16 protein-coding genes are annotated in these 15,759 nt (G+C 77.2%); 9 read left to right on the top strand and 7 right to left on the bottom strand.

The window, feature by feature from the left end; all coding sequences use genetic code 11:
* The 4 genes from FA014_RS11615 to FA014_RS11600 form a co-directional block, all read right to left on the bottom strand.
* Positions 1–312, bottom strand: a 312-nt coding sequence (locus FA014_RS11615; RefSeq protein ID WP_419178395.1) for a DUF7059 domain-containing protein, incomplete at its 3' end; no start/stop codon positions are given.
* A gap of 29 nt (positions 313–341) precedes the next feature.
* Complete coding sequence (locus tag FA014_RS11610) at positions 342–1,004, bottom strand: histidine phosphatase family protein (RefSeq protein ID WP_230323090.1); 663 nt, start codon at positions 1,002–1,004, stop codon at positions 342–344.
* Positions 1,001–1,453, bottom strand: coding sequence for a hypothetical protein (locus FA014_RS11605; protein ID WP_154729840.1), 453 nt, complete (start codon positions 1,451–1,453; stop codon positions 1,001–1,003). The genes FA014_RS11610 and FA014_RS11605 overlap by 4 nt, the downstream gene beginning before the upstream one ends.
* A gap of 62 nt (positions 1,454–1,515) precedes the next feature.
* The gene (locus tag FA014_RS11600; RefSeq protein WP_154729839.1) at positions 1,516–3,810 is read right to left on the bottom strand and encodes a sodium-translocating pyrophosphatase; all 2,295 of its coding nucleotides are present in this window, start codon (positions 3,808–3,810) and stop codon (positions 1,516–1,518) included.
* Between the two features lie 240 nt (positions 3,811–4,050).
* Between FA014_RS11600 and FA014_RS11595 the strand changes: the two genes are divergently transcribed.
* The 8 genes from FA014_RS11595 (at position 4,051) to FA014_RS11560 (ending at position 11,408) form a co-directional block, all read left to right on the top strand.
* The gene (locus FA014_RS11595; protein WP_154729838.1) at positions 4,051–4,593 is read left to right on the top strand and encodes a sigma-70 family RNA polymerase sigma factor; all 543 of its coding nucleotides are present in this window, start codon (positions 4,051–4,053) and stop codon (positions 4,591–4,593) included.
* A 182-nt stretch (positions 4,594–4,775) separates the two neighbouring features.
* Positions 4,776–5,783: a hypothetical protein gene (locus FA014_RS11590; protein WP_154729837.1), complete on the top strand. Its 1,008-nt coding sequence runs from the start codon at positions 4,776–4,778 to the stop codon at positions 5,781–5,783.
* Positions 5,784–5,903: 120 nt separating this feature from the next.
* Entirely contained in the window at positions 5,904–6,437 is a 534-nt protein-coding gene (locus tag FA014_RS11585) for a SigE family RNA polymerase sigma factor (protein ID WP_154729836.1), read from the top strand.
* Complete coding sequence (locus FA014_RS11580; RefSeq protein WP_154729835.1) at positions 6,434–7,855, top strand: hypothetical protein; 1,422 nt, start codon at positions 6,434–6,436, stop codon at positions 7,853–7,855. The genes FA014_RS11585 and FA014_RS11580 overlap by 4 nt, the downstream gene beginning before the upstream one ends.
* Before the next feature lie 135 nt (positions 7,856–7,990).
* Positions 7,991–8,527, top strand: coding sequence for a SigE family RNA polymerase sigma factor (locus FA014_RS11575; protein ID WP_154729834.1), 537 nt, complete (start codon positions 7,991–7,993; stop codon positions 8,525–8,527).
* Positions 8,524–9,942: a hypothetical protein gene (locus FA014_RS11570; protein ID WP_154729833.1), complete on the top strand. Its 1,419-nt coding sequence runs from the start codon at positions 8,524–8,526 to the stop codon at positions 9,940–9,942. The genes FA014_RS11575 and FA014_RS11570 overlap by 4 nt, the downstream gene beginning before the upstream one ends.
* 93 nt (positions 9,943–10,035) lie before the next feature.
* Positions 10,036–10,569: a sigma-70 family RNA polymerase sigma factor gene (locus tag FA014_RS11565; RefSeq protein WP_154729832.1), complete on the top strand. Its 534-nt coding sequence runs from the start codon at positions 10,036–10,038 to the stop codon at positions 10,567–10,569.
* Positions 10,566–11,408, top strand: a complete 843-nt coding sequence (locus FA014_RS11560) for a hypothetical protein (RefSeq protein WP_154729831.1) — start codon at positions 10,566–10,568, stop codon at positions 11,406–11,408. The genes FA014_RS11565 and FA014_RS11560 overlap by 4 nt, the downstream gene beginning before the upstream one ends.
* A 169-nt stretch (positions 11,409–11,577) precedes the next feature.
* Here the strand turns inward: FA014_RS11560 and FA014_RS11555 are convergent, their stop codons facing one another.
* The 3 genes from FA014_RS11555 to FA014_RS11545 all read right to left on the bottom strand — a co-directional run bounded on the left by FA014_RS11555 (position 11,578) and on the right by FA014_RS11545 (position 14,567).
* A complete protein-coding gene (locus FA014_RS11555) occupies positions 11,578–11,925 on the bottom strand; it encodes an STAS domain-containing protein (RefSeq protein ID WP_154729830.1) in 348 nt (115 codons plus the stop codon).
* Between the two features lie 148 nt (positions 11,926–12,073).
* Positions 12,074–13,780: an urea amidolyase family protein gene (locus FA014_RS11550; protein ID WP_154729829.1), complete on the bottom strand. Its 1,707-nt coding sequence runs from the start codon at positions 13,778–13,780 to the stop codon at positions 12,074–12,076.
* A gap of 13 nt (positions 13,781–13,793) precedes the next feature.
* Entirely contained in the window at positions 13,794–14,567 is a 774-nt protein-coding gene (locus FA014_RS11545) for a LamB/YcsF family protein (RefSeq protein WP_154729828.1), read from the bottom strand.
* A 99-nt stretch (positions 14,568–14,666) separates the two neighbouring features.
* Between FA014_RS11545 and FA014_RS11540 the strand changes: the two genes are divergently transcribed.
* On the top strand, positions 14,667–15,759 hold a 1,093-nt coding region (locus FA014_RS11540), incomplete at its 3' end, for a DEAD/DEAH box helicase (protein ID WP_154729827.1).

Here is a 15,759-nt window from a genome sequence, read left to right as displayed (position 1 = left end):
GGCGCCGGCCGCGGCGACGAGCCCCAGCCGCTCCGCCCCCGGCACGCCGAGCGTCGGCAGCGCGCGGGCCAGGTGCGCCGCGGGCACCGGCACGCCGAGCACGAACGCCCGCACCAGCGCCGCGCGCGGCTCGTCCCCGGCCGTCGCCAGCAGCGCGGGCACCGGCTCCTCGCGGTGCAGGGCCGCGCTCGCGACCGGGCCGAGCAGCTCCTCGACGCCGGGCACGGTGAACCCGGACGCGGCGAGGTCGGCGCGCAGGGCGGCGACCAGCGCGGGGTCGGCGGTCAGGGGCTCGGTCGGTGCGGCGTCCACCGGACCATCCTCCCCGACGCGGCGCGCCGTCAGACCGGCAGCGGCTCCCCGCCCGGCCCGTCGCCCCCGGCGGGCGCGGCGTGCGGCACCACCTCGTCCTGCCAGCGGATCGCGTACCACCCGGTCGGGCCACCGGTCTCCAGCGTCACCACGCCGGTGTTGTCGAGCGCCCACCGCCCGGCCGTCGCGGCGTCGAGGTTCCCGGCGCGGGTGAGCGCCCACAGCCGGATCATCGCGCCGTGGCTCACCGCGGCGACCGTCTCGGCGCCCGTGCCGAGCAGCTCGTCGACCACGGCGTCGAACCGGTCGAGCGTCGCGCGGCCCGACTCGCCGCCGGGCATCTCCGCGTCCAGGTCGCCCGACGCCCACGCCACCATGGTCGACAGGTAGCGGTGCACCGACGCCTCGTCCGTGCGCATCTCCAGGTCGCCGGCGAGCACCTCGCGCAGCCCTTCCCGCACCTGCACGTCGAGGCCGTGCGGCCGCGCGACCTCGGCGGCGGTCGCCCGCGCCCGGTCGAGCGTGGACGCGTACACGGCGTCGAGCGGGGCGACGGCGAGCGCCCGCCCGACGGCGCGGGCCTGCCGCTCGCCCTCCTCGGTCAGCGGGGCGCCGGGCGCGGCGGTGTCGAGCGCCGAGACCAGGTTGGACGAGGTCTGGCCGTGCCGGACGAGGTGCAGCCGCACGGTCACTCGCAGTTCTCGGTGGTGAACGCGCTCAGCTCGTCGCTCGCGGTGGACAGGTCCTCGGAGTCGGCCGACTCGGCGAACTGCTGCAGCGCGGCGGTGAACGCCTCCTGGTCGGACGGGTCGATGTCCGACAGGGCGTCGTCGAGGTCGGCGAACGTCGAGGTGAACACCTCCCACGAGTCGGCGATCTCGTCCGGGGCCTCGACCTCGTCGAACTGGTCCCGCGCCGCGCCGATCGCGTCGGCGAACGCCTGCGGGTCGTCGCTGAGCGAGCCGGCCGCGGTGATCTCCGACATCGCGTCCTCGCCCGCGGAGCAGAACGCCTGCACCCGGTCGTCGTCGCCGGAGCAGGCGGCGAGCGGCACGGCGAGGGCGAGCAGCGCGGCGCCCGCCAGGACGCGGCGGGGGGCTCGGCGGGACGGGCGGAGGACGGCGGCGCGGCTCGAGGTCATGGCCTCCAGCCTGCCGGACCGCCCGCCGGGCGTCGAGGCGGGCGGTCCCACCCGTCCGCCCGTCACGCCCGCAGCGGCACCTCGCGCTCGAGCCGCGCCTCCTCGTCCACCCGTGCCGCCCGCAGCCGCGACAGCAGGACCGCCGTGGCCGCGATCAGCGCCGCCACGATCGCGATCGTCAGCCGGAGCACGTGGTTCGCGTCCTCGCCCAGGCTCACGGCCACCACCGCGGGCGCGATCAGCAGCGCGACCAGGTTCATCACCTTGATCAGCGGGTTGATCGCCGGGCCGGCGGTGTCCTTGAACGGGTCGCCGACGGTGTCGCCGATGACCACGGCGTCGTGCGCCGGGGACCCCTTGCCGCCGTAGCGGCCGTCCTCGACCAGCTTCTTCGCGTTGTCCCAGGCGCCGCCGGAGTTGGCGAGGAACACCGCCATCAGCACGCCCGCGCCGATCGCCCCGGCCAGGAAGCCGGCCAGCGGGCCGATGCCGAGCCCGAACCCGACCGCGACCGGCGCGGAGGCGGCGAGCAGGCCGGGGGTGGCGAGCTCGCGCAGCGAGTCCCGGGTGCAGATGTCGACGACCTTGCCGTACTCCGGGCGCTCGGCGCCGGTCATGATCCCGGGGTGCTCGCGGAACTGCCGCCGCACCTCGTACACGATCGCCCCCGCCGCGCGGGTCACGGCGTCGATCGCCAGGCCGGAGAACAGGAACACCGTCGCGCCGCCCAGGATCACCCCGACCAGCGTCACCGGGCTGATCACCTGGTAGTCCGTCATCGCCAGCACGATGTCCCCGGGCACCCGCGTCAGCTCCAGGTCCCCGAGCGCCCCGGCCACCGCGTCCGCGTACGACCCGAACAGCGCCGTCGCGGCGAGCACCGCCGTCGCGATCGCGATCCCCTTGGTGACGGCCTTGGTCGTGTTCCCGACCGCGTCGAGGTCCGTGAGGATCTGGGCGCCCTCCTCGGTGACGTCGCCGGACATCTCCGCGATGCCCTGGGCGTTGTCGCTCACCGGGCCGAACGTGTCCATCGCGACGATCACGCCCACCGTGGTGAGCAGGCCGCAGCCCGCGAGCGCCACCAGGAACAGCGACAGCGAGATCGACCCACCCGCCAGCAGGAACACCGCGCAGATCGCCGCGGCGATGGTGCCCGCCGTGTACACGGCGGACTCGAAGCCCACGCCGATGCCGGACAGCACCACCGTGGCGGCGCCGGTCTGCGACGTGCGCGCCACGTGGATCGTCGGCTTCGACGTCGTGCCCGTGAAGTAGCCGGTCAGCCAGAGGATCACGCCCGCCAGCACCACGCCGATCGCGACCGCGCCGGCCGCCACCGCCCGCGGGTCGCCCGGGTGGTCGCCCAGGCCGGCGGTCCCCGCCAGGTCGGCGAACGAGGACGGCAGGTAGACGAACGCCGCGGCCGCCGCGAGCACCGCGCCCGCCACCGCGGCCACCGCGAACCCGCGGTTGATCGCCGTCAGCCCGCTCTCGTCGCCGCGCACCCGGGTCACCACGACCCCCAGTGCCGCGACCACCGCGCCGATCGCCGTCACGATCAGCGGGAACACCAGCCCCTCCTCGCCGAACGCCGCACGGCCGAGGATCAGCGCCGCCACCAGCGTCACGGCGTACGACTCGAACAGGTCGGCCGCCATCCCCGCGCAGTCGCCGACGTTGTCCCCCACGTTGTCCGCGATGGTCGCGGCGTTCCGCGGGTCGTCCTCGGGGATGTGCTGCTCGACCTTCCCGACCAGGTCGGCGCCCACGTCCGCCGCCTTGGTGAAGATGCCGCCGCCGACCCGCATGAACATCGCCAGCAGCGCCGCCCCGAAGCCGAAGCCCTCCAGCACCGCGGGCGCGTCGCCCCGGTACAGCAGCACGACCACCGCCGCGCCGAGCAGCCCCAGCCCGACGACCGACATCCCCACGACGCCACCGGTCCGCAGCGCGATCCGCGCCCCGTTCGCCCGCCCGCCGGGCAGCGACGCCGCGGCCGCCACCCGCACGTTCGCCCGGGTCGCGAGCCACATGCCCAGGTACCCGATCGACGCGGAGAACCCCGCCCCCACCAGGAAGAACACCGAGCGGCCGATCTTCACCCCCGCGTCGCCCGGCAGCAGGAACAGCAGCGCGAACACCACCACGGCGAACAGCACCAGCGTGCGCAGCTGCCGCGACAGGTACGCCGCCGCACCCTCCTGCACCGCCGCGGCGATCGCCCGCATCGACACGGACCCCTCGTCCGCGGCCAGGACCTGCCGGCGCAGCACCACCGCCACGACGAGGGCGGCGACCGCCACGACCGCGATGACGCCGACCACCACGAGGCTCTCGGACCCGAGCTCGACCATGCATCCCCCTCGGACGCGGGGCACGGCCCTGCCCGAGCCGCCCCTCGGTTCGCGCTGCTCCGTTGCCGCGCGAGAGGACGCCACTGTAGCCAGATATGTCCGGTTGGGAAGGGGTGCCACGGCCGGTTCCACCACTCGGCCGCCAGGATGCCCGGTGGGGGCAACGGTTCCGGCCCCGCCGCTCGTCATGATCCGTGAGAGTCGTCGCCGTCCGGCGCGGCCGGTGGGTAGGAGGCTGGGATGGCGGGCTGGGACGACGCGCTCAGTGCGCTGGTGCACGAGCGCGGCGCCGCGCTCGTGCGGTACGCCTCATTGCTCACCGGCGACCCCCGCGAGGCCGAGGACCTGACGCAGGAGGCACTCGTCCGCACGTTCTCCCGGGGGCGCGGCAGCCTCCGCGACCTCGCCGCGATCGAGGGATACGTGCGGCGGGCGATCCTCAACGCCTACCTGGACGGGCACCGGCGACGCCGGCTGTGGGACGGCGTCCGGCACCTCGTCGCCCGTCCCGAGCACGCGCCGGCGCACGACCACCTCGCCGCCGAGCGCACCGACGTCGAGGTCGCCCTCACCCGGCTCGCCCCGCGGCACCGCGCTGCCGTGGTGCTCCGGTTCTACGACGACCTGACCGTCCCCGAGATCGCTCGCCGGCTCGGGGTCTCGGACGGCGCGGTGAAGCGGTACCTGCACGACGGCGTCGCTGCCCTGGAAGAGCTGCTGGGCCCGGTGGTGCCGGCCCCCGAGGCGCACGTGATCGACCTGACGACGACCGGGAGGGCATGACGGTGAGCATCGATCTGGGGCGTGCCCTGCGCGACGCCGTGGACGGACCGACAGGGCGGGACGACCGGGCGCTCGGGGGGACGAGCGGCCTCGTGCGGCTGCGGGGACGAGTGCGTCGGGCCCGGACGCGGCGGGCCGTCGCGCGGGCGTCAGTGGGCGGCGCTGCGGCCGTCGCGATCGGCGTGGGCGGCTCCGCGGTGGGCTGGCCCCGGCCCGACGACGCGGCCGTCGACGGGGCGGCCGCACCCGCCGGGGCGGCGGACCCGCGGGAGCCGGTCGAGCCGAGCGGGTCCGTCCTGTGCGGCGCGGACGTCGCGGGCCTCGCGACCGGCGTGGGCGACCTGAGGCTGCACCTCGGCATGCCGGGGTCCGACGCCGGGGGCGAGCTGGTGGGACGGTCGCTCGGACCCCAGGTCCCCGTCTGGGTCACCGCCGACGGCCCGGACGTGCTCCCCCTGCGGACACCGGCCGTGGCCCTGGTGCGGGACGGTGCCGTGGTCGCGGTGGCGGACGACGCCGCCCGGCTGGTCGCGGGCGACGCCGCGAGCGAGCGCGCAGTCGCGGGTCTCGCGGTGCCGACGGGGTCCGGCGCCCTGCGCTCCTGCCCCGGCACCGACGCCGGAGGCCTCGCCGGCGCCGTGCCCGCCCCCGGCGACTACGCGCTGGTGGCGGTCGCCGCCCTCGCCGACGGCGCCGAGGGCGAGGACGAGGCCGCGTACGTCATGTCCTCCGCGGTCGACGTGACCCTGCTGCCCGAGGAGGCGCCGCTCGCCGACGACCCGGACCTCCCGGCCGACTACCCGCTGGCGGACGTCCCGCTCGTGGGCGACGGCGTGCTCGAGGTGATCACCAGCGGCCTCGACGGCTGGAAGGTCACCGTGGGCGTCACCGGCACCGACGCGCTCCAGCGTGCGGCCACGGCGCTCGGGGTGCGGGGGCTGCCCGTCACGCACTGGGAGGTGATGAGCGGCGAGGACGGCACACGGACCTCGGACGAGCAGGCGCGCGCGGCGCTCGCCGGCGTCGCGATCGCCGCCGACCGGACGACCGGCGGCACGGTGTCCGAGCACGCCGGCCTGGCTGGGGACGACACGTCGTTCTCCCTGACGCTCCGGGGCTACCACGTCGAGGTGACCGAGCAGCCCGGGCCGGGCGGACGGGGCAGCCTGGTGTACCGCGTGACGCGCTGAGCCGAACGGGTGAGGCGTCCGGGCACCCCCCAACGGTCGGGGCCCGCGCCCCGTCCACCCCGCGACACTCGCACCGGGCACGGCGACGCCGCTCCCGGACGACAGCGGCGGAGGACCTCGGTGACCTGGCAGGACGACCTGGCGGCGTTCGCCCGTGAGCGCGGACCCGCGCTCGTGGGCTACGCGCGCCTGCTCACCGGCGACACGGCCACGGCCGAGGACCTCGTGCAGGACGCGATCGTCCGCGCCTGGTCCCGGCGGCGCTCCGGCGCCGACATCACCTGGCTCGAGGCCTACGTGCGCCGCGCCGTCCTGAACGGCTGGATCGACCGGTGCCGCAGGGAGCGGGCGTGGCGGGACCACGCCCACCTCCTGGTCCACGACTCCCCCACGCCGTCGCCGGAACGCGCCACCGTCGACCGCGCGCAGGTCGCCGACGCGCTCGGGCGGCTGTCCCCGCGTGAGCGGGCCTGCACCGTGCTGCGCCACTACGACGACCTGACGGTCCCGGAGATCGCCCACCGTCTCGACCTCTCCGAGGGTGCCGTCAAGCGCTACCTGTCCGACGCCGCGCGCCGCCTGAGCCGCCTGCTCGGCGTCGCCGGCGACCTGGACACCGAGGACCTCTCGACCACGAACGGAGGCCGGCGATGAGCGACCAGCTGCGCCGCGCGCTCGACGACCTCGTGCAGGGCGTCGCCACCGAGGAGGACGCCCGCACGCGCGCCGGGGGCGGCCTGCCCGTCGACGCGATGACCGCGCGCGCCCGGCGCGGGCGCGTCCGGCACACCGCGCTCGTGGCCGCCGTGACCGCGTGCGCCGTCCTCGGCGTCGCCGCCGGCGGCGTCGCCGTGGCGTCCTGGGAGCGGGCCGATCCCGCACCTGCCGCGCCGCCGACGGGGCCCACGCCGTCCCCGACCACCCCGGCTCCGTCTGCGACGCCGACGGCGACCGCGCCCACCTCGGCGCTGCCCGCCGGCGACCCCTCGCTGCCGTTCGGTACCTGCGGGTCGGTGGTCGGCGCACCGGCCGTCGCCCCCACCGCCGCGGGGCTCGGCCTCGGCCTGTCGGCGACGCCGTCGGTGCTCGGTGGCGCGCCGGTCGAGGTGCGGACGACGTGGCAGATCACCTCGGGCGACGTCGGCGCGGTCGCGCCGGCGACGGGGCCGACCGTCCTGCTCGCGCGGGACGGCGTCGTGGTCGCCACGGCGCCCACGTACCCGTCCGCGTCGACGGTGGACACGGTGGCCCTCGTCTACGACGACGGGGAGCACGCGTCGACCCCGACCTTCGTCAGCCACGTGACGCCGACCGTGTGCGACGCCCCGGGCGCCTCGGCGGGCGAGCCGCTGCCCGCCGGTGACTACGAGGCGATCGCGGTCGCCGGGGTGTGGACGACCGGGCGCGACGCGCTGCTGACCCTCGTCGCGGGGGACGGCGTCTACACGGCGGCGGACGTCGCCGAGCACGTCCCGCTCGAGGAGGGCTCGGTGGTGTCCGCCGCCGTGCCCGTCCGCGTCGAGGCGCAGGAGGCCGACGCGGCCGCGCTCCCGCAGGCCCCGGCCGGGCCGCCGAGCCTCGACGGTGTCGGCGTCGCGGACGACCTGACCACCTACCCCGACGGCTGCGCCGCCGTCGTGACGCCGGACCCGGCCGGCGGGGTGCTCGCCGTCACCGGTCCGCAGGGCACCGTCACCGCCGGGACGGGCGTCGAGGTCAGCACGACCTACGGCGGCTCCGGCCGGATCTCGCTCGGTCGCGGCAGCCTGCTCCGGTTGACGCGCGACGGCGCGGTGGTCGCCGCCACCGAGGTGGCCTACGGCCTGGAGGACATCGACTTCGGCAGCACGGTCGGGACCGTCGTGCCGACCGCGTCCTGGCGGACGTGCGCAGACGGGCTGGTGACGGCGTACGACGTCCCGCTCGAACCCGGCACGTACACGGCCTACCCCGTGGTGCTGGCGAGCCCGTACGGGCTCGTCGGTCCCGACGGCACGGAGATCGTCCCGCGCGGGTCGGAGGTGACCACGCGCCAGGTCGTCGGGGAGCCGTTCACGCTCGTCGTGCCGTGAGGCGTGCTCGCGGGTCGCTGCGCCGACCGGGTGATCTCCGCTGCCGACCCAACGTTCCGCAGCAGGTCCTCGTCCCACCTCACGACAGGATCGCCCGGCCGCCCCGCGCGGGCGGCCGACGACGAGGGGGACGACGTGGCGTGGCAGGAACAGGTGACGGAGTTCGTCGCCGCACGCGGCCCGGCGCTGGTCGGGTACGCCCGGCTGCTGACCGGTGACCACGACAGCGCGCAGGACCTGGTGCAGGACGCGCTCGCGAAGGCGTGGTCCCGGTGGCGGGCCGGCGCCGACATCGAGTCGCTGGAGGCGTACGTCCGGAAGGCCGTCCTGACGACGTACCTGGACCAGTACCGGCGCCGACGGCTCTGGCAGAGGCGGGCCCACCTGCTCGTCACGCCCGAGGCCGAAGCACCCACCGCCGGCGCGACGGAGACCGCGGCCGACCTGGAGTCCGCGCTGCGGCACCTCGGGCCGCGCGAGCGGGCGTGCGTGGTCCTCCGGTTCTACGAGGACCTGACCGTCGCGGGCATCGCCGACCGGCTCGGGATCTCGGAGGGCGCGGTGAAGCGCTACCTGTCGGAAGGCACGAAGCGCCTCGGTGCGCTCATGGGGGAGGTGCGCCCGGCCGCGGAGACGGTCGAGGTGCGGACGGCGACGGAGGACCGGCGATGAACGAGCACGACCTGCACGGCGCGTTCGGCGACCTCGCCCGGCGGGGCGCCGACGACCAGGTGGCGCGGATGCGCGAGGGCGCGGGGCTGTCCGCGGACGGGATCACGTCCGCCGCGTCCCGAGCGCGTCGACGGCGTACGGCCGGGGTGTCCGTCACGACGCTGGCGGTCCTCGGCGCCGCCGTGCTGGGGGGCGTCGCGTTCGGCCGCACCCCGGAGCCGCAACCTGCGGCGCCGGTGCCGAGGCCCACGACGAGCGCGCCGGCGCCCACGCCGAGCACCCCCGCACCGACCCCGTCCGAGACCCCGGCGCGCGGGACGGTCCTGGCCGCGGGCGACCCGTCGCTCGCCTTCGGTGCCTGCGGGTCGCTCGTCACGAGCCCGACGGCCCTCCCGCTCGACGACCGGTTCGGCGCGCACGTCGAGACCACGACCGACCGGGTGCCCACAGGGCAGCAGGTCGCGGTCGACACGTGGGTCGACATGGGCACGTCGGCCCCCGTGATCGCGGCCCTTCCGACCGCGGGGGCGACGATCGCCGTGGTGCGGGACGGGGTCGTCGTCGGCCTGTCGTCCTCGGGCACGGGGTCGGTGCCGGCGTGGCAGCTGGCGAACCGGGACCTCGGCGGCGTCCCGTCTGCACGGGACTGGCTCGCGCCGGTCACCTGCGCCCCGGAGTCCCAGCCGGACGTCGTCGCCGGCGAGCCGCTCCCCGCCGGGAGCTACACGCTGCAGCCGTGGGCCGAGGTCGTCGACCTGGGTGACGACCAGGACGTCCCGAGCGACGGCGGGCTCGTGGAGAGCGATGCCCTCGCGGCGCTGGGCGAGCACCGGATCGTGCTCGGGGACCCGGTCCCCCTCGTCATCGAGGGCGAGGACGCGACCACGATGGCGCCCACGCCCCACACCGGTGACGCCCTCATCCCGGTGCCGCTCGTGGACTGGCCGACCTGCGGGCAGCCCGCACCGACCCCCAGCGACACGTCGCTGCGGCTCACGACGCCCGCGTCCGGCACCCGGGTCGCCTTCGCGGATCTGAGCACCGTCCCCGCGACCTTCGAGTACGTCGGACCCGGGAAGCTCGTCTACCGCGAGGGCGGCTGGGGGTGGTTGACGCTCGTCCAGGACGGCGTCGTCGTCGGCACCAGCTTCACGAACTGGGACTCGGTCGGGACCAACGTGCTGGGCTCGGGCATCCCGCGGACGGCGGACCGGGTCGGCCCCGAGGGACTCGTGGCGTGCGCGGGCACGGACCCGGGCCTGCCCGAGCTGCCGAGCGGGGAGTACCAGGCCTACGTGCACGCGTTCCTCGCGCCGATCGCCTACGTCCTGCCGGACGGGACGACGACGCCCGGGCTCGGCACGGGCGACTGGACGTTCGTGGTCTCGGAGCCGTTCACGCTGGTCGTCCCCTGACGAGTCCCTGAGCCGAACGGGTGGCCGGTACAACCTCCGGCACCCGGTGCTCGTCCACATCACGAGACGATCGACACGGCCGGGAGGACGAGCGTGCAGCACGGAGACGAGGCGGTCGCGGCGCTGGCCCGCGAGCGGGGACGCGCCCTGGTGGGCTACGCGTACCTGCTGACCGGGGACCTGCGCGATGCCGAGGACCTCGTGCAGGACGCATTGGTCAAGACGATGGTGCGCTCCCGGTCGGGGGTGGACCTGGACACCGCGGAGGCGTACGTCCGCCGCGCGGTCCTCACCACGTTCGTCGACCGCCACCGCCGGCTCCGGCGGTGGCGGGACGCGGTCCCCCGGCTGGGGTACGAGAGCACGCTCCCCGTGCCGGACGCCGGTGACCGGGTCACGGCCCAGCTCGACGTCCGAGCGGCGCTCGCGACCCTTCCGCGCCGGGAGCGTGCGTGCGTGGTGCTGCGGTACTACGACGACCTCCCGCTGGCCGAGATCGCCGACACCCTCGGCGTGAGCGTCGGCGCCGTGAAGCGCTACCTGTCCACCGGGACGCACCGCCTGGAGGGACTGCTGGGACCGGTGCACGGGCGCGCGGCGCGCGACGAGGAGAGGAGCTCGCTGTGACCTTCGACCTGAGCCGGGCACTGGACGAGATGGCGGACGACGCCGCGGACCGGGGACGGCCCGCCGACCCGGACCGGGTGGTCGGGCTGCGCCGGCGGCGGCGCGTCGTGCGCCGCGGGGCCGCCGGGGTGGCCGCGCTCGCCGCGGCGGGTGCGCTCGTGCTGACCGGCGCGACCCTCGCCGACCTGCGCTCCCCCGACCCGCAGCCCGCGCTGCCGGCACCCAGCCCGACGGCGCCCACCCCGGAGCGCACGCCGGTGGTGACGGCCCCGACCGAGGAGCCGGTGGCACCGGACCCGGTGACCCCGCCGGCTACCGAGGCGCCGACCGCGGACACCCGTCCGCTCGTCGACCCCTACCGCAGCCGGTGGGACGGGCACGAGAGCCTCGTGGCCGACGCACCTTCTTCGGGCGACGGGCTGGAGGACGGCGACTTCTTCGGCAGCGTGCTCGCCGTCGACCCGGACGCGCGCACGATCACCGTCGACCTCGAGCTGTTCTACGGGGGCGCGGCCGCGACCACCTGGGCGCGGGAGAACGCACCGGAGCTGCTGGAGGAGGGGATGGACCTCCCGCCCTCCGGCTTCCTGGTGATCGACGAGGTCCAGCGGTCGCGGACCGTGGCGCTCGCGCCCGACGTGGTCGTCACCGGGTTCTGCGTCCGCCCGGACGCGACCGTGGAGCAGCACGCGCGGGACCTCGCCGGTCTGACCAGCCCGGGAGACCCGAGCTGCTCCGCGACCTCCCGGGTCGACGGCGTGGGCGGCGGGGCGGCGCAGTTCTGGGTGGACGTCCGGGGCGGCGAGGTCGTCCAGCTCGTCGGGCAGTACCTGTCCTGACGGCCCGGCCGGGGACGGCGTCGGAGACGCGGGGGTGGCGGGCGGGCGCAGGGGGCCCGCCCGTCACGCCGGGTCGTGCCGGGCCAGCCGGGTGGCGGGTCGGCGCAGCAGACGCGGACGCGTCGATCGGCGACGGCGTCATCGGCGCGGCGGCCGCCCGGACCGCCGCTCAGCCCTCGCGGTCGGCGGCGAGCGCCTCGTCCACCGTCTCCCGGATCGTGAACACCTGGGTCAGGGCCGTGATGCGGAAGACCTTGAGCAGCCGCTCGGAGTCGATGACGAGCTGCAGCCGCCCGTCGAGCCCCCGGACACGCTTCAGCACGCCCACCAGGAGGCCGAGCCCCGTGGAGTCCATGAACCGCACCTCGGTGAGGTTCACGACCAGGTCCACGTGCCCGGCGTCGACCAGGGCGGTGAGCTTCTCGCGCAGCGCGGGCGCGGTGTACACGTCGATCTCGCCGGTCACGTCGACGACGGTCCTGCCCTCGACGGTCCTGCTGGCCACGCTGACGTCCACGGGAGCTCCCCTCTGTCTTCCGGGAGCATTCAAACAGACCGCGCGGCCCCGACCGGCGTGTTGCGTGCTCACGCGTGTCCGGCGCGGCCCCGGGGCCCGGCGCCGCGGGGTCGGCGAACCTGCCGGCGGACACCCGGGCGAGGTGCGGTCAGCGCGTCGTGGCGGGCTGGTCGAGCGCGGCGAACGCCACCGGGTCGCCGGGACGGAGCTGCGCCGCGAGGTCCCGCGACCGGGGCTCGACGACCGCGAGCACCGGGTAGCCACCGGTCACCGGGTGGTCCGCGCCGAACACCACCGGGCGTCCGTCGGGCGGCACCTGCACCGCCCCCGGGACCAGCGGCTCGGACGGCAGCTCCCCGCGGTCCGCGCGCCCGACCGGCGGGCCGTCGAGGCGCAGCGCGACACGGTCGCTCGCCGGGGTGACCGCGTACCGGGCCCCGAGCAGCCGGTCGAACGCGCCCGGCGCGAACCAGTCGGCACGCGGCCCCGGCGTGACGCGCAGCACGGCGGTGTCCGGCCAGTCGCGTGGCGGATCGGCCCACGGCTGGGCGGCGTCGACGACCTCGGCGCCGACGGGCAGCACGTCCCCGGCGCCCGGCGCAGCGGGCCCCAGGCCGGCGAGGCGGTCGGCCGCGCGCGACCCGAGCACCGGCGGCACGTCGAGCCCGCCGCGGACCGCCAGGTAGAGCCGCAGGCCGCGCGTCGCCGTACCGGTGCGCAGCACGCCGCCGGGCGGGACACGCGTCGCGGCGTGCGGGGCGATCGGGACCCCGTCGACGTCGGCCGGCACCTCGGCGCCCGCGAGCGCGACCACCCCGCCGGCCGGGAACCGGAGCACCAGGCCCCCGAGCAGCACCTCCAGGCCCGCAGCCCCGGGGGCGTTGCCGACGAGGCGGTTCGCCAGGCGGAGCGCGCCGGCGTCGGCCGCACCGGACCTGCCCACGCCGACGGCCGCCAGGCCCGGGCGGCCTCGGTCCTGGACGAGGGTCAGCGGGCCCGGGGCGAGGACCTCGACGACGGCGTGCGGGTCGTCGGCGCGCGGGTCGTCGGCGCGCGGGTCGTCGGCGCGCGTGCGTGGAGCGGTGCGCACACCGGTCTCGGCGCGTGCACCGGGCCCGAGCGGGCCGGGGCGCGGGCCGGGCACCGAGGCGCCGGGGCCGGTCTCCGCGGTCATCCGCTCCGCGCCCGGGGCGAACCGCACGCGGGCGCCCGGGCGGAGCAGGGCGGGCGGGTCGCGGTCGACGTCGAACAGCGGCACGTCGCAGGTGCCGAGCAGCATCCACCCGCCGGGGGTCGCCGCCGGGTAGACGGCGGCGAACTCGCCCGCGATCGCCACCGCGCCCGCCGGGACGCGCTCGCGCGGCGTCGCCCGCCGCGGGACGCGCAGGGCGGGGTCGAGCCCGGTGAGGTAGGCGAACCCGGGCATGAAGCCGCCGAACGCCACCGTGTACGTCCGCTCGGCGTGCCGGCGGACGACCTCGTCCTCGGTCAGACCCGTCGCCCGGGCGACCTCCGCGAGGTCGGCGCCGTCGTAGCGGACGGGGAGGACGACGTCGGCGGCGCCGTCCGTCGCCCGGCGGTCCGGGGCAGCGGCGGGCCGACCGGCGCGGGCCGTGGCGACCGCCGCCCCGGCCGCCTCCGTCAGCCCGTCGGCCGCGGCTCGGGCGTCCCCGGGTGTCGCGAACCGCACCAGCACCGTGCGCGCGGCGGGGACGACGTCCACCGCGCCGGGCGGCGGATCGACCCGCAGGGTGTCGTCGAGCGCGCGGACCGCCACGAGGTCGGGCAGGTCGGTGAGCAGCGCGTCGACGCCGTACGGCACGACGCGGACCCCGTCCGCCGTCGGTGCCGTCACCGGGAGCCCCCGGTCACGGAGCGACCGGACGCAGCTCGACCCCGGCCGCCTCGAGGGCCGCCCGGACGGCCCGCGCGACCGGCACCGCGCCCGGCGTGTCCGAGTGCACGCACAGCGAGGCCGCGTCGACCCGCACGAGCGTCCCGTCCACCGCCACCACGGCGCCGTCGGTCGCGATGCGCACCGCGCGCTCGGCCGCCTCGCCCGGGTCGGTGACGAGCGCACCGGGGCGGTCGCGCGGCACCAGCGTGCCGTCCGCGAGGTAACCGCGGTCGACGAACGCCTCGGTCACCGTCGGCAGGCCGGCCGCACGCGCGTGCCGGAGCACCGCCGACCCGGGCAGGCCGACGACCGCCAGCGTCGGGTCGACGCCCACGACCCCCGCGACGACCGCCGCGGCCTGCTCCTCGTCGTGCACGATCCGGTTGTAGAGGGCCCCGTGCGGCTTGACGTAACCGACCCGCGCCCCGACGGTCCGGGCGACGGCCTGCAGCGCGCCGACCTGGTAGCTGACCTCGGCGGCGAGCTCGCCCGGCGGCACGTCGAGCCGGCGCCGGCCGAACCCGACGAGGTCCCGGTACGCCACGTGCGCCCCGACCGCGACACCGCGGGCCAGGGCCGTCGCGCACCGGGCCGCCATGATCGACGGGTCGCCGGCGTGGAAGCCGCAGGCGACGTTCGCGCTGGTGACGACGGACAGCAGCGCCTCGTCCGTCCCGGGCTCGCCGAGGGTCCACGGGCCGAGGCCCTCGCCGAGGTCGCAGTTCAGGTCGATGTGCGTCGCCACGTGCCCATCCTGCCCCGCGCGGCGGAGCGGGTCGGGATCGCCTGCGGGGTGCGAGCGCCCCGGTACGACGCGGGGCCGCCGAGGGGCGAGGATGGTGCCGTGGTGGGGACCGGCGAGCTGCTCGACGTGCTGCTCGCCGCGGGCCGGCGGGCCGACCGCCTGACGCACGTGCGTCACCTGCCCGCGCGCGAGGGCACCGCCGTGGACTGGCCCGCCTGGGCCGACCCCGACCTGGTGGCCGGCTACCGCGCGCTCGGCGTCGAGCGACCGTGGCGGCACCAGGCGCTCGCCGCGGACGCCGTGTGGTCCGGGCGGCACACCGTGCTCTCGACGTCGACCGGTTCCGGCAAGTCCCTGGCGTTCTGGCTGCCCTCGCTGTCGGCGGTCCGGGCGCAAGCCGCGGCGCGCGCTCTCGACCCCGGCCGCATCGAGACGGTGGCCCGCCGCGGGTCCGTCCTGTACCTGTGCCCGACCAAGGCGCTCGCGGCGGACCAGCGGCATGCGCTCGACCGGCTGCTGTCCGCCGCGCGGCTCCGGGACGTCCGGGTCTCGACCTGCGACGGCGACACCGCGCAGGAGGAGCGCCGCTGGGTGCAGGAGCACGCGGACGTGGTGCTCACCAACCCCGACTTCCTGCACTTCGCGCTGCTGCCGCAGCACCGCCGCTGGGCCCGCCTGCTCGGGTCGCTCCGCTACGTCGTGCTGGACGAGTGCCACGCGTTCCGTGGCGTGTTCGGTGCGCACGTCGCCGCCGTCCTGCGGCGGCTGCGCCGCGTCGCGGGGATCTACGGCGCGGACCCGGTGTTCCTGCTGGCGTCGGCGACCACCGCCGAGCCCGCGGTGAGCGCGGCCCGGCTGATCGGCGTCCCACCCGAGCAGGTCGTCTCCGTGGCCGACGACGCCTCCCCGGCCGGCCGGAAGACCGTGGCGCTGTGGCAGCCGCCCGAGGTCGCGCCCGCCGAGGGGCCGTGGAGCGGGCTGCTGCCCGAGGACGACCCCTGGGCGCTGCCGCTCGACGAGCCACCGGTCGACGTGGACCGGGCCGGCGACGGACGGCCGCCGGGGGCCGAAGGCCGCCGCCACGAGGACGCGCTCGGAGCGGCAGGCCCCGACGCGGGCTCGCGCGACGTCGCCGGCGGGACCGGTGCGCCCGACCGCGCCGACGACCCGGCCGCCTGCACCGCCGCGCCCG

Source organism: Cellulomonas hominis (genome assembly GCF_005239125.1).
Lineage (GTDB): Bacteria > Actinomycetota > Actinomycetes > Actinomycetales > Cellulomonadaceae > Cellulomonas > Cellulomonas hominis_A.
The sequence above is the reverse complement of the archived record's forward strand: the minus strand, read 5'-3'. Positions and strand labels throughout refer to the sequence as shown.

Bases quoted from the DNA above. Each gene is read 5' to 3' on its own strand.
- FA014_RS11605 (WP_154729840.1), bottom strand. From the start codon at position 1,453: ATGACCTCGAGCCGCGCCGCCGTCCTCCGCCCGTCCCGCCGAGCCCCC.
- FA014_RS11600 (WP_154729839.1), bottom strand. From the start codon at position 3,810: ATGGTCGAGCTCGGGTCCGAGAGCCTCGTGGTGGTCGGCGTCATCGCG.
- FA014_RS11595 (WP_154729838.1), top strand. From the start codon at position 4,051: ATGGCGGGCTGGGACGACGCGCTCAGTGCGCTGGTGCACGAGCGCGGC.
- FA014_RS11580 (WP_154729835.1), top strand. From the start codon at position 6,434: ATGAGCGACCAGCTGCGCCGCGCGCTCGACGACCTCGTGCAGGGCGTC.
- FA014_RS11570 (WP_154729833.1), top strand. From the start codon at position 8,524: ATGAACGAGCACGACCTGCACGGCGCGTTCGGCGACCTCGCCCGGCGG.